10 protein-coding genes are annotated in these 13,593 nt (G+C 34.6%); 2 read left to right on the plus strand and 8 right to left on the minus strand.

The features are described 5' to 3' along the window. Positions 1 to 47: 47 nt before the first annotated feature. The 6 genes from B2145_RS14315 to B2145_RS14340 all read right to left on the minus strand — a co-directional run bounded on the left by B2145_RS14315 (position 48) and on the right by B2145_RS14340 (position 9,886). The gene (locus tag B2145_RS14315; protein ID WP_291103603.1) at positions 48 to 2,324 is read right to left on the minus strand and encodes a helix-turn-helix domain-containing protein; all 2,277 of its coding nucleotides are present in this window, start codon (positions 2,322 to 2,324) and stop codon (positions 48 to 50) included. 100 nt (positions 2,325 to 2,424) lie between these two features. Further along, positions 2,425 to 2,979 (minus strand): OmpH family outer membrane protein, encoded by a 555-nt coding sequence (locus tag B2145_RS14320; RefSeq protein WP_291103604.1) that lies wholly within the window; start codon positions 2,977 to 2,979, stop codon positions 2,425 to 2,427. A 244-nt stretch (positions 2,980 to 3,223) separates the two neighbouring features. After that, positions 3,224 to 4,072 (minus strand): class I SAM-dependent methyltransferase, encoded by an 849-nt coding sequence (locus B2145_RS14325; protein ID WP_291103606.1) that lies wholly within the window; start codon positions 4,070 to 4,072, stop codon positions 3,224 to 3,226. Positions 4,073 to 4,161: 89 nt separating this feature from the next. After that, positions 4,162 to 6,033: a tRNA uridine-5-carboxymethylaminomethyl(34) synthesis enzyme MnmG gene (mnmG, locus tag B2145_RS14330; protein ID WP_291103608.1), complete on the minus strand. Its 1,872-nt coding sequence runs from the start codon at positions 6,031 to 6,033 to the stop codon at positions 4,162 to 4,164. A 141-nt stretch (positions 6,034 to 6,174) separates the two neighbouring features. Then, positions 6,175 to 6,594, minus strand: a complete 420-nt coding sequence (gene ybeY / locus B2145_RS14335; RefSeq protein WP_291103610.1) for an rRNA maturation RNase YbeY — start codon at positions 6,592 to 6,594, stop codon at positions 6,175 to 6,177. Next, positions 6,581 to 9,886 carry a hypothetical protein gene (locus tag B2145_RS14340; RefSeq protein ID WP_291103613.1) on the minus strand — a complete coding sequence of 1,102 codons (3,306 nt, stop codon included), beginning with the start codon at positions 9,884 to 9,886 and terminating at the stop codon, positions 6,581 to 6,583. The genes ybeY and B2145_RS14340 overlap by 14 nt, the downstream gene beginning before the upstream one ends. A 165-nt stretch (positions 9,887 to 10,051) precedes the next feature. Here B2145_RS14340 and gltX point away from each other — a divergent pair, with 165 nt between their 5' ends. Beyond that, positions 10,052 to 11,563 (plus strand): glutamate--tRNA ligase, encoded by a 1,512-nt coding sequence (gene gltX / locus B2145_RS14345; protein WP_291103616.1) that lies wholly within the window; start codon positions 10,052 to 10,054, stop codon positions 11,561 to 11,563. A 45-nt stretch (positions 11,564 to 11,608) separates the two neighbouring features. Here gltX and B2145_RS14350 read toward each other — a convergent pair whose 3' ends face one another. Next, a complete protein-coding gene (locus B2145_RS14350; RefSeq protein ID WP_291103618.1) occupies positions 11,609 to 12,250 on the minus strand; it encodes a PorT family protein in 642 nt (213 codons plus the stop codon). Positions 12,251 to 12,328: 78 nt separating this feature from the next. Here B2145_RS14350 and B2145_RS14355 point away from each other — a divergent pair, with 78 nt between their 5' ends. After that, complete coding sequence (locus B2145_RS14355) at positions 12,329 to 13,309, plus strand: SPFH domain-containing protein (protein ID WP_291103620.1); 981 nt, start codon at positions 12,329 to 12,331, stop codon at positions 13,307 to 13,309. Positions 13,310 to 13,337: 28 nt separating this feature from the next. Here the strand turns inward: B2145_RS14355 and B2145_RS14360 are convergent, their stop codons facing one another. Next, positions 13,338 to 13,592 (minus strand): DUF6327 family protein, encoded by a 255-nt coding sequence (locus tag B2145_RS14360; protein WP_291103623.1) that lies wholly within the window; start codon positions 13,590 to 13,592, stop codon positions 13,338 to 13,340. Position 13,593: the final 1 nt, after the last annotated feature.

Raw genomic sequence — 13,593 nt, forward strand, 5'->3', positions numbered from 1 at the left:
ACCCATTCCTTAAATCGAATGGGTTTTTTTATACACGACAATTCATTTCAATATTTTAGATTCAAACTCGCTTTAAACATTCTCAGTTCTTCCCAACTAAATTTATCGCCATATTTTTCTTTAAGAGGTGAAATCGATTCTTCCTTATAGCCATAGAAAGCCTCGGTCAATTCCAGAATTTTATCCTCGGGTAAAACATCTTTTATGCTTATGGTTTGCGACTGAATTAATTTTGTTAAATGTCCTAGAATGGTTTCCTCAGTGAATTTTCTAATGGCCGCAATCTCTTTGATGGTGTTCTTTTCGAGCCACAATTCATACGTTTCCTGAACGGTCGATTTTTTGGGCTCTTTAGTAACTTTCTTCTTTGAAGTGTATCTTTCCAGGTCAATTTCGTCTTCGATTAAAGTTACGTTTACCGATTTGAAATCTTCTTGAATAGTTTTTAACTTATTGATTTTGTAATATTTAATTTCATCTGAAGAAAGTTTTTCTTTCGAAATTGTTTCGCCATTTACGACCGTTTCTATCAATAATTTAGCTTTCATTAATCGCAAAACGGCCTTGATTTGCAATTCTTCGAGTACAACCAATTCCTCATAAAACGCCTTTACCTTTTTAATGCGTTTTACTTCTTCAATCTTCCAAAGAATTTCGTGAACCAAGTTGTCCATTGGTAATAAAAAATAGTCGAATGCCGCTTGTATTCTTTCGGAAATATGATTTAAATCTGCGGTTTCCTGACTGAAAAGTTTATTCAATTGTGTTATGAATTTTTTGGATGGATCCAAAAGCGATTCGATGGCTTCCGTTTGTTTTCGTGCCCAAACGGCGTGTTTTGATTTCTCCGAACTTTCCCCTTTTTCATTGTAACTAAATTTATGATTGCGCCATTCCTGAGCCAAATCATCCCAATCGAAAGTGTTAATCAGGTAATTATGGATGAAATTTTTTGTTTCAAAATGCAGTGCATTTGCTAAAAACGAATCCGATGCTTTGTTAAGCGAATAATCCATCACGTCTTGATCGTTCGAAATACCATTCATTCGCAACGGAGAAAGTAAAATTAAGCCGTTTAACGAGCGTAAACGCGATAAAGCCACATACGCTTGTCCGGGAAGAAAAACCTGTGAAACATCGAGCGCAGCTTTGTCGAAAGTCAATCCTTGACTTTTATGAACCGTGATTGCCCAAGCGAGTTTTATTGGATAATGAACAAAAGTTCCCAAGACTTCTTCCTCAATTTCCTTGGTGTTTTCATCCACCTTATAGCGAATGTTTTGCCATTCATATTTTTCGACTTCTATGGTTTTATTTTCTTCGGGAAAATGAACAAGAATTTCCTGGCTCGAAAGCGATTTTATAAATCCCATTTTTCCGTTGAAATACTTTTTATCGAAAGACAAGTCGTTTTTCACAAACATAACTTGCGCGCCTACTTTGAGCCTTAAATTTTCTTCGACAGGAAATATTTTATCCGGGAAATCGTCAACGATTTCCGGTTTGTAGGTTACTAATTTTCCTTCCAGGTCTTCCAACGCTTGCGCATTCATTGCATCCGCTTTGGCATTGTGAGTTGTTAAAGTAATATACCCTTTGTTGGCTTTCAAATCGAAATCAGGTTTCACATATTGATTCAAAGCTTGAATGTCTGCCGAAGAAATTTGATTGTTTCTCAAATTGTTCAAAATCGAAATAAAGGCATCGTCAGTTTGACGAAAAATCTTGGATAATTCGATATATAAAGGCGGATTTTGCTGCACAACGTGTGAATGAAAAAAGAATTTTCCTTTGTAATAGGTTCGTAATGTTCGCCATTCCTCGTCCCGAATTACGGGAGGCAGTTGCAATAAATCGCCAATATACAATACTTGAACTCCGCCAAAAGGACTGCTTTTTTTGCGAACGGTTTGCATCATAAAATCCATTGCGTCCAGCAAATCGGCACGGAGCATACTCACTTCATCAATGATAAGCAATTCCATATTTCGAATAACCGACTTCTTTAAACCGCTCATTTTAAAGTGTCTGCGTAAGGTAGCCTTCGTTTCAAACTTCGTGTTTTCAGAAAAATGGGGAGCCGAATTATCCGGAATAAATCCGCCGAAAGGCAACTGAAACATTGAGTGAATTGTTACTCCGCCAGCATTTAATGCCGCAATTCCCGTTGGTGCTACCACAACCGTATTCTTGTGCGTGGTTTGAATAATTTCTCGAAGAAGCGTCGTTTTTCCAGTTCCAGCTTTTCCCGTAAGGAAAACAGAGCGATGGGTTTGATTGATAAATCTCAGGGTGTAAACGGCGGCTTCGGAAATAGTTTGCATTTGGCGTATAAATTAAAGGCTAAAAATATAGCTTTTTGACTAGATAAAACAAAAAATGTCACGCAATTGCGTGACATTTGATAAACTAATTTCAATAAAATTATTTTTTAACTTCCTCTTTTTTAGCGGGTGCTTTATATTTCTCGTTTAATAATTTGATGATGTCTTTCGTTATATCATATTTATCTTCAGCATATAAAATACTGGCTGCATCACCCGTTCCGTAGATGTAAGCATAACCTTTTTCTTTGCCGTATGCTTTGATGAATTTTTTAACTCCGCTAACCAATGTGTCCATTTCTACACTGCTTTCTTGTTGTAATTGTTGAGAAAGGGCTTGTTGAGCATAGTTTAATTGTTGTTCTCTTTTTTGCAACTCAGCTCCTTTTTGTTGTGCCCAAGCTTGACCATTTGCTTGTGCTTGACTCTGAAAGCTGGAAGCTTCTTGTTTGAATCTCGCAATTTCAGCATCAAGCTCTCTTCCTTTTTCGTCAGATTTTGCTTTGTATTTAGCTTGAAGGTCTTTCGCTTCAGTATATTCTTTCATTAAGACTGAAGTATCCACGTAAGCTGTTTTTACTTCCTTAACTTCTGCTGTTTTATTACATGAAACAATTGAAACCGAAAGTGCGATAATTAATAATGCTTTTTTCATTTTTAAGTTTTTCTAATTTTTAAGTATTGTTACAAAAATATAAAAAAATAAGTAGCATTCGGATAAAGTTTTAAAAATGCAAAATATTTGTGATATAAGTTTTTGTTATTGAAATTAAAATATTTATAATTTATAATTATTAAAGTCGAGCTTAACAGCGCTCAAATAAGCGGTTTTATTTAAAAAACTAATATCAAGCAGCAAAGCCTCAAAAACTATTTTTTAAATGCGCTTAAAATCAATTTTAGCTGTTTTTTATGATGTAAATGTGCGAGGAATATTCAAAATTCTTCCTAGCGTACCAATTGGATTGCAATCCGATAAAAAAGGCTTTTATAAAATTCATTTTTCCTGATTTGTATTTTTCGGAAAGCAAGCTCACATAAAATGAATCAAACTTCATTGGTAAGACTTTTTCCAATTGCATTTCTTCTTTTTCAAAAAGCAACTTTATCGCTGTTTTAGAAAAATGCCAAAAATGGATTGGCACATCATAAGCTGCCCAAAAATTTCCGTAATGTTTTGCGTCAAACGATTTAAAATTTGGAACGGCAATTATTAATGTTCCGGTTGGTTTTAACAATCGTTTCAATTCTTTAATTTGTTTGTCCAAATCAGGAACGTGTTCCAAAACGTGCCACATCGAAATCACGTCAAAAGAGTTGTTTTCTAATTCGCTTGTAAGTTTTACAAACGAAACTCCTTTGTTTTTAGCAATCGTCTTTGCTTTTTCACTTGGCTCTACTCCTATTATTTGCCAACCATCCTTTTTTGCAACCGCTAAAAAATCTCCTGTTCCGGCTCCAATGTCTAGAATCTTTCCCTTATTGGGTTGAAGCAAATTTATTAAATTGAGCTTGTTTTTTAAAGCTATGCTTTTTACGAAATGGTACGCTTTTTCAAATAGAGATCGTTTATTGTCCGTATGGGAAATGTAATCTTCACTTTCGTAATATTTGCCTAGATTGTCTAAACTTGGTTGCGGAAAAGTGATTAACATATCCAAAACTTCATCGTGATACAAGTCGAAAGTTTCTTTGGAAACCGAATAATCTTTTACCGTAAGAAAATGTTTTTTGTTTGAAATATTCATTTTTAAATTTTATTCTTTTAAAAAGTCTCAATAATACCAAGCATCTACAAGGTAGTTTCACGTGGAACAATATTAATTCTCCATCAATTCTATCTTCCCATATAAATCAATAATACAGAAACATCGCTTGGCGAAACTCCACTAATTCTCGAAGCTTGTGAAATTGTTACTGGACGAATCTTGCTTAATTTTTGTTTTGCTTCAATTGACATCGATTTTATTTTGTTGTAATCAAAATTTTCAGGGATTTTTACATCTTCCAATCGAGTTGTTTTATTGGCATTATTCCTTTCCTTTTCGATATATCCAGAATATTTCACTTGTATTTCGGCTTGTTCCAATATTTCTTGATCCAAATCGTTTTCCGCAACATAAGCCGCCACTTTTTCGAATTTAATGATGTCTTCCAAATCAATTTGTGGGCGAGAAAAAACTTTAAATAATTTGTCGCCTTGAGTAATCAAAGCCGTGTCTTTTGATTCCAAAATAGGATTTGCTTCAGCAACCGAAACACTGGTTTCTTTAAAGAAAGCAACCATTTTTTCGGATTCCTTCAATTTGTGTTCCATTCTGCGCAAGCGTTTTTCAGAAGCCAGTCCTATTTCGTAAGACATCGGCGTCAATCTAAAGTCCGCATTATCTTGACGTAATAATGTTCTAAACTCGGCACGAGATGTAAACATTCTGTACGGTTCTTCGGTTCCTTTTGTAATTAAATCATCAATTAAAACCCCAATATAGGCTTCATCCCTTTTCAAAATTAGCGGAGCTTTTTCCTGAACTTTTAATGCCGCATTAATTCCGGCCATCAATCCCTGCGAAGCCGCTTCTTCATATCCTGTGGTCCCGTTTATTTGTCCAGCAAAATACAATCCTTCAATTAACTTGGTTTCCAGCGTATGCTTCAATTGTGTTGGCGGGAAATAATCGTATTCAATGGCATATCCCGGACGGAAAAATTTAACTTTTTCGAAACCAACAACGGAACGCAATGCTTTAAACTGAATGTCTTCAGGAAGAGAAGTCGAAAAGCCATTCACATATACTTCGACGGTATTCCAACCTTCAGGCTCCACAAATAACTGATGTCTTTCCTTGTCGGCAAACCGATTGATTTTGTCCTCAATGGAGGGGCAATATCTCGGACCAATACTTTTTATTCGCCCATTGAACATCGGAGAACGATCAAAACCTTCCCTTAAAATATTATGAACTTCAAGAGAAGTGTAAGTCATGTGACAGGATTTCTGATGAATCAAAGGCTTGGTAATATCAGAATATGAAAATTTATCTGGTTTGGTATCTCCCTTTTCCTCATTCATTTTGGAATAATCCAATGAGCGTCCATCAACCCTAGGCGGTGTCCCAGTTTTCATTCTTCCTGCTTGAAAACCTACTCCCACTAAATCTTCGGTAATTCCGTAGGCAGCGCTTTCTCCAGCTCTTCCTCCTCCGAATTGCTTTTCACCAATATGAATTAAACCATTTAAAAAAGTTCCATTAGTCAACACTACCGATTTTGCCTTAATTTCTATTCCAAGCGAAGTTCGAATACCTTTGATTTTGCCATTTTCGATAATCAATCCTTTTACCATTTCTTGATAAAAATCAAGGTTTGGAGTTCGTTCCAACATCAATCTCCATTCTTCCGCAAAACGCATACGGTCACTTTGAACCCTAGGTGACCACATTGCCGGACCTTTTGACTTGTTCAACATCTTGAATTGAATGGCGGTATTGTCAGAAACGATTCCGGAATAACCACCAAGCGCATCAATCTCACGAACAATCTGCCCTTTGGCAATACCGCCCATTGCAGGATTGCAAGACATTTGAGCAATGTTTTGCAGGCTCATTGTGACCAACAAGGTTTTCGATCCCAAATTAGCAGCAGCAGCAGCAGCTTCGGAACCTGCGTGGCCAGCACCAACGACGATTACATCATATTCTTCTTGAAACATCTTTAATTTAGGATTTAGGATTTAGGATTCAGGATTGTTCATGCCGCATCATAAATCTATATTTGTTGTTCCACGTGAAACATTGCATATTTTAAATTTAAAAATAAAACTTTTCAAATCTAAAAATTTTGATTTTTAATACTATTGTTCCACGTGAAACATAGCCAATTTTTCATCTTCTTTATTTCTCATTATTAACGCGTCATTATCGGTTTTATCTTTGTATCCACAATAATGTAAAATGCCATGCACTAGAACTCTTTTTAATTCTTCATCAAATAAAACATCAAAATCGACAGCGTTGTCTTTTACTCTTTCAATGGAAATAAAAACATCACCATTTATTTCATTTCCAATACTGTAATCAAAGCTAATAATATCCGTCAATGTGTCGTGATCAAGATGCTCAAGGTTGATTTTATGCAAATAATCATCATCGCAAAATATGTAATTTATTTCGCCTTCTTTCTTGTTTTCTGACGCAATTACACTAGATAGCCACTTAGCTAATGTTTCTTCGTTCTCTAAGTTAAAATCGGTTTCGTAATTAAAATCTATCATTTTTGTTAAAATATACTTGAACTTTTTGGTTAAAATTCGAGCGCAAAGGTAAGGATTGTCTATTTAATATTTCAATGCTATTTAAATAATCCAATAATGATTCTGGCAGTGCTTTAGATTGATTATTGAACTCCTTCTTATTGGCCTCTGATTGACGTTTGTTTTCTTGACCTTGTTGCTGTAAAGCAGTATTAAGTTTTAAAAGTTCTTGTTTCACTCTGAGAATGTTTTGAAGTGTTTCGTTCTTAAAACCTTTGTTCAATAATTGTTTTTCAATTTGCTTCATTTGTTCTAAAGCATTTTGACCGCTCCCACCAATTCCTTGCTTGTCTAATTCATTCTGTAAAGATTCCCTTAATTGCTTTTGCTCTTTATATATTTCCATAATTGCCTTTGCATCTCCTTCTCCTTCTTCTCCATTTTGACCTTCATTGCCTTTTTTTTGACCCTCTTTCCCCTTTTCCCCTTCTTTGCCTTCACCTGGTTTTTGTCCTTTTTTTAAACCGTCCTGCATTTTCTTGACCAACCCGTCCTGTTTTTTAATAATGTCCGGCAATTGCATTCCTTCTCCTTGTCCGGGTTTTGGTTTACCAGCACCCCTACTTGACATAGACATTTGCATATTGTTTAAAATATCGGATAATATATTAGCTAGTTTATTGGCTGAAGAGACTGTGTATTGTTGATGCGAAACTCCTTTAGGGATTTGGGCATCAGACAAAGTCTCCAAAGACTTGTCTAAATTATATTGTGTGTTTCCAATCTCTTTTGTAATGTCTTCACCGAGTTTTGGATTTCGCAAAGACATAGCAAACAAGCTATCATCAATATGTTTGAACTGTAGTTTTAAATCTTGTTGGAGCTTTAAATTTTTATTAAAAGCCGGTGAACCCATTTGAAAACTTTTGAATTTGGCCATTAAATCTTCTTGTGAAAACGAAAAAGTAAGCAAATTATCGAGAATTTGGCGCAACATTGCGATGTCTTCTTCAAGTTGTTCCATTTCTCCACTTTCCATACTTTGCTCCATTTTCTGGGACATTTGTTTCATTTTTCTGGAAGCGCTTTTTTGTTTTGGTTTAGCATTTGCTTTTTTGTCTTTTTGCAATTCTTCAAATGCTTTTTTTAAGTCTTCATCAATACTTTTTTGTTGTTCCTTGTCAACTGAAATATCCAATGGTTTTTTAAGTTCATTGTTTTCTTTGTCCAATTCATTTAAATCCTGTTGAATTTTATCGAATTCGTTGCTGATTTCTTCTTGGTTTTTAGTATTGTTTTCTTTGTCTTTATTCGACAAATCTTCTTGCTTTGTGGAAAGTTTATCAAGTTTTTCTTTTAACTGTTCTGCTTTTTTCTGTACGTAATATTTTTTGGTCAGTTCAACTAATTGTTCTAAACTCCTAGTTTGGTTTTTTGCGTTTTGTTTGAACTTGTCCATTTTATCCATCAAGTCCTCCTGCTTGATTTTGTCATTCAGTTCTTTTAATTCATCCAATAGTTTTTGATTTTTTTCCAAATCCTTGTCTACATTATCCAGGCGTTTTTGCAAATCTTCTTTAAATTCGTCCTTTTTATCCATTTTGAATTTGTCAAGATTATCTTTCATTTTCTCTGCAAAATCTTTCATCAATTGATCTTGCTGTTTTTGACGTTTCAAGAAATCATCGATCTTTTGACGGTCTTTGAATTCGAGATTTTCTTTTTCTTTGTTGGCGTTTTGAAGTTTTTCTAAATCAGAAATTTGTTTGTCTTGGTTTTTCAATGATTTCTCTAAACTATTAACATTGTTGTTTTGCTGTTGCAAGTCCAGATCTTCTTTTTCGTCATCAGTAGCAATCCGATTGGAGAAAACGGATGATTTCGTACTTTTGAAATTATGGATTGCATCATTGTCGAAAACCTCGAAATAATATTCATAAGAAACGCCTTGTTCAACAGGTAAATTGGCGGGGAAAGCAAAAATAAATTGGTCAAAAACTGCTTTCTTAATGGCAATTGCTCCACGTTTAATAGCTTCTGGTTTGTTTTTGGGATAATAAACAACTTGCAGTTTAGAGAGTCCATAATCATCTGAAAGTTGTCCTAAAACAAAGCTTTTGTCAACTTTTAAACTATCCGGAGCGTTATTCACATTAATTATAGGAAACTGGTCTTTAATTACGGAAAGTTGATAATTGAGTTTTTCGTAATTACTTACCTTCTCATTCGATGTAATAATTTGATATCCCGTATTTTGCAATATATATTTAGAAAAAATAAAACTGTTTTCTGATTTCGAAAAGGGAAAATTAGACGTTAAATCCTTCCAATTAATGTTTTGGGTGGCTAGTGCGTTTATTTTCCAAGTAACTCGCGTTCCTTCCGGTACAATGGCGTTGCCTGTTCCTTTAATAAGTTCCGGTTTTTTATTCAAATAAAAAGGAAAATTCAACTGCATTTCAAAATTAGCAATCGAAGGAACGGTGACCACATTTAATTCATAATCAGGTGAGGAAACCGCATTGGCTTCCACGTGAAACGAAACATTTAAAATTGGTTTTTCGATTTTATATTGAAATTCTCCGGCTTTGGTTGATTCCATAAAATAACTTTCGTCACCAATGAAAATCATCACGTTTTCTGGAGTTATTTTACCTTTCGTTTTTATTCGAATGATAAAATCCTTGTTTTGTTCGGTTTGCAAATTATCATTCAATACCACAAATTGAAATGGAGCTGGAGGAGAAAATTGGTCTTGAAAATGCACCACTCTATTCAAACTCTGGGAAAGTATTATGCTGTTTCCCGACAAATAAAAGAACAAGAAAAAAAGAATTGGAATGATTGCTAGCGGTAAATACTTTCTATTTTTACTAAAGTTAATCGCATTCCCGAAAGGAATTGGCTGCAAGGCATTCGCTTTTTGTTCAATGGAAGCCAATAACAATTCGGATTGGTTTTTGTCATTCGACAATTGAATGAAATTTGTGAGTTTATCACTTACTTCCAGAAAATGATTGCCAATGATTTTTGATGCCTCATTATAATCAATTCCTTTTTTAAGTTGGAACAATTGGAATATTGGAAACAAAATAAAACGAAACAACAAAAAAACTTCAACTCCAACAAAAACCCAAAACAAGGCGGTTCGTCCCGTTGGCTTGAGCCAAAGAAAATATTCCACAAAAAGTGTGAACAAGAAATACAACAATCCTAAACCGATGAAGAAAATCATTCCTCGAATCAGCTCATTCGTGTAAAACTTCTTGATGAAAAGCTCTAACTTTTGATAAATAAAATTTGACGATTCCAAAATTTATACCTTGTTTTTATAACGGATAAAAGTAACCATTTTTAAATTCCATCAATGTTAAAAATATATTAATCGAATTTCTATATGGAAGCCTTAAATTATTCTCGTTTTCAAGTTCCTAAATTGACTAATTGAAATTGTATATTTGCAGCAAAATCTAAAAAAATGTCAAAGCAAGTTCGGGTGCGTTTTGCACCAAGTCCAACTGGACCTTTACATATTGGCGGCGTACGTACTGCCCTATTCAATTATTTGTTTGCCAAAAAAAATGGCGGTGTTTTCTTTCTTCGAATAGAAGACACCGATCAAAATCGTTTTGTTCCTGGAGCCGAAGAGTATATAATGGAAGCTTTGGAATGGTTAGGAATTGCACCTAATGAAACCATTGGAAAAAACGAAAAATTTGGTCCTTATCGTCAAAGCGAAAGAAAGCACTTGTACAAAGAATATGCCGATTTGTTGATTAATTCAGGAAATGCCTATTATGCTTTTGACACTGCCGAAGCTTTGGATGCCCATAGAAAACAACACGAAGAACAAGGAAAAACATTTATTTATAACCATCATAATCGGGAAAAACTGGATACTTCTTTGGTGATTTCTGCTGAAGAAACCGAGAAAAGAATTGCCAATGGCGAAGATTATGTCATTCGTTTCAAAACACCCGTTGACGAAACTTTGCATTTGCAAGATATTATTCGCGGCGAGGTTAAGTTTGAAACCAATTTATTGGACGATAAGGTTTTATTTAAAAGCGACGGAATGCCAACCTATCATTTGGCGAATATCGTTGATGATCATTTAATGGAAACTTCGCACGTGATTCGAGGTGAAGAATGGTTGCCGTCAATGCCGTTACACGTTTTGTTGTACCGGGCATTTGGTTGGGAGGTACCCGAATTTGCGCATTTACCTTTGATTCTAAAACCCATTGGAAACGGAAAATTATCAAAACGTGACGGTGATAAATTAGGTTTTCCAGTGTTTCCATTAGATTGGACGGATCCAAAATCAGGGGAAACATCATCTGGTTACAGAGAAAAAGGATTTTTTCCGGAAACGGTAATCAACTTTTTGGCCTTATTGGGCTGGAATGACGGAACAGAAAAAGAATTATATTCTTTAGAAGAATTAGTAGAAAGTTTTGATTTGAACAGAGTTCATAAATCAGGAGCCAAGTTCGACCCAGAAAAAAATAAATGGTTCAATCATCAATATTTGGTAAAAAAGAATGATGCGGATTTGGCGAAAAGCTTCGCTCCTATTGTTGCCGAAAAAGGTTTCTCTGTTTCTGAAAACACATTAACAAAAATAGTTTCCTTAATAAAAGAAAGAGCCCATTTCATTTCGGAATTCTGGGATTTAAGTGATTTCTTTTTTGTGGCTCCAACTTCTTATGACGAGAAAGCTTCGAAAAATTGGAAAGAAGAAACACCAGCTTTAATGCAGAAATTGATTTCGGTTCTTGGAGAAATAACCGATTTTACTTCATTGAATATCGAAACCATCGTGAAAGATTGGATGACGAAAAACGAAATTGGAATGGGAAAAGTAATGCAACCGTTTCGTTTAAGTTTGGTTGGTGCATTAAAAGGGCCGCATTTATTTGATATTGTGGAACTCATTGGAAAAGAAGAAACAATTAAAAGAATTGAGAAGGCGATAGATTCTCTATAATATAAAAAGCTTCCAGCCTTTTGAAAGCTGGAAGCTTTTATTTTTTTACAAATACAAAATAATATTACCGTTCAAAATTCCCGCATTTCCTTTAAAATGGACTCCTAAGTTTTTGTTATTCAAATTACCAAGCATATTATTAATTCCATATTGGTATGAAATATTTGCTCGGAAATGCTTTGCTCCTGCCGTGATTCCAACCGTTGGATAAAAATTGAATTTAGAAATGTCCTCAATATCTTTGGCGAGTAATGTCGTTCCAGAAATCACATTGTTTTCATTTGAATAATCCGTTTTTAGTTTACCATTGACTTGAACTATTGGTCCAAATTCAACTGTTAAATGGTTTTCGATTATTCTAAAACTTCCCATTAACGAAATTTGAGCTGACGATAATTTATAATTTACATCTTTATTTGATAAAAATCCACTGTTTGTGGCAACACTGAAATTGTTTTCGCTAAACTGCATCGCATAAACCATATCCCAATCATCATAAAAATTTCCTCGCATTGAAAGTCCAGCATTCCAACCTGTTCCTGGTTTTGTCTGGAAATTATTGGTGTTCAAGGTAAATTGGTTTACACCAAAAGAAATGCCAATTCTATTAGAATCCCTGTAATCATATTGCGCAAAAACAGCCATTGAAATCAAGACAAAGGCGAATGTGAAACATATCTTTTTCATAAAAATTAATTTAAACAACGGCAAACCTAAAGTTTTTTTGTAATTTAACAGTAATTTTTTAACTAAATTATACAAACTATGAACATTCCATTAGTCGTACTTCTTGTTTTCGGATTATTTATTTTTCTTTCCTCTTTTTTTACGGTAAAACAGCAGTCCTCATTTATTATCGAACGTTTTGGAAAATTTTTGAGTGTCAGAAATTCTGGACTCCAACTGAAATTGCCTTTAATTGATAGAGTTGCAGGCCGTGTAAACCTGAAAATTCAACAATTGGACGTTATCATTGAAACCAAAACTAAAGACAACGTGTTTGTGAAAATGAAAGTTTCTGTTCAGTTTAAAGTAATTCAGGACAAGGTTTATGATGCTTTTTATAAATTGGAATATCCTCACGATCAAATTACGGCATACGTTTTTGACGTCGTTCGCGCCGAGGTTCCAAAACTCAAATTGGATGATGTTTTCGAAAGAAAGGACGATATTGCAATAGCTGTAAAACGTGAATTGAATGAAGCTATGACTACTTATGGTTATGATATCATCAATACATTAGTAACGGATATTGATCCAGATATTCAGGTAAAAAATGCAATGAACCGTATCAATGCTGCCGACAGGGAAAAAACGGTGGCAGAATTTGAAGGTGAAAGCACAAGAATTAGAATTGTGGCTAAAGCCAAAGCGGAAGCGGAAAGCAAACGTTTACAAGGACAAGGAATTGCTGACCAAAGACGCGAAATTGCTCGCGGTTTAGTAGAAAGTGTTGAAGTTTTAAACAGCGTGGGAATTAATTCTCAGGAAGCATCTGCGTTGATAGTGGTAACTCAACATTATGACACTTTGCAAGCCATTGGCGCAGACGCAAATTCAAATTTAATTTTATTGCCAAATTCTCCGCAAGCCGGAAGCGATATGCTCAACAATATGGTGGCTTCGTTTTCTGCCTCAAACCAAGTGGGTGAAATGATGAAGAAAAAAAACAGAAAATTAAAAGCAAAAACCGAGGATTCTCATCCAAGTAATCCGGTTCCAAAAGCTCCAGAAGAACAAGTATAATACAAATACTTTTAATAAAAAAAGAGGCTTAATCGCCTCTTTTTATTTTGGATAACCATTTGATGGCTAATGGAATTGCAGCGCTAAGAAGCATTGAATACGAATTAGAAAGCAATGATTTAGAAGCCTCTAATAAATTACCAATCAAATTTTTAGGCTCAAAACTTTCTTTTATTTTTTGGAAATTCCAAATCACTTTTTGAAAACTGAGTTCTTTTTCAAGTTTCAAAATCTTTAATTCCGATTCTATTTCTGCAAAGGAAGAATATTTTTTTGTATCCATA

It is taken from the genome of Flavobacterium sp. UBA5153, from assembly GCA_002413745.1.
GTDB lineage: Bacteria > Bacteroidota > Bacteroidia > Flavobacteriales > Flavobacteriaceae > Flavobacterium.

What these genes read in the sequence shown, in the direction of transcription:
- B2145_RS14315 (WP_291103603.1), bottom strand. Translation starts at nt 2,324, where the DNA reads ATGCAAACTATTTCCGAAGCCGCCGTTTACACCCTGAGATTTATCAAT.
- B2145_RS14320 (WP_291103604.1), bottom strand. Translation starts at nt 2,979, where the DNA reads ATGAAAAAAGCATTATTAATTATCGCACTTTCGGTTTCAATTGTTTCA.
- B2145_RS14325 (WP_291103606.1), bottom strand. Translation starts at nt 4,072, where the DNA reads ATGAATATTTCAAACAAAAAACATTTTCTTACGGTAAAAGATTATTCG.
- mnmG (WP_291103608.1), bottom strand. Translation starts at nt 6,033, where the DNA reads ATGTTTCAAGAAGAATATGATGTAATCGTCGTTGGTGCTGGCCACGCA.
- ybeY (WP_291103610.1), bottom strand. Translation starts at nt 6,594, where the DNA reads ATGATAGATTTTAATTACGAAACCGATTTTAACTTAGAGAACGAAGAA.
- gltX (WP_291103616.1), top strand. Translation starts at nt 10,052, where the DNA reads ATGTCAAAGCAAGTTCGGGTGCGTTTTGCACCAAGTCCAACTGGACCT.
- B2145_RS14350 (WP_291103618.1), bottom strand. Translation starts at nt 12,250, where the DNA reads ATGAAAAAGATATGTTTCACATTCGCCTTTGTCTTGATTTCAATGGCT.
- B2145_RS14355 (WP_291103620.1), top strand. Translation starts at nt 12,329, where the DNA reads ATGAACATTCCATTAGTCGTACTTCTTGTTTTCGGATTATTTATTTTT.
- B2145_RS14360 (WP_291103623.1), bottom strand. Translation starts at nt 13,592, where the DNA reads ATGGATACAAAAAAATATTCTTCCTTTGCAGAAATAGAATCGGAATTA.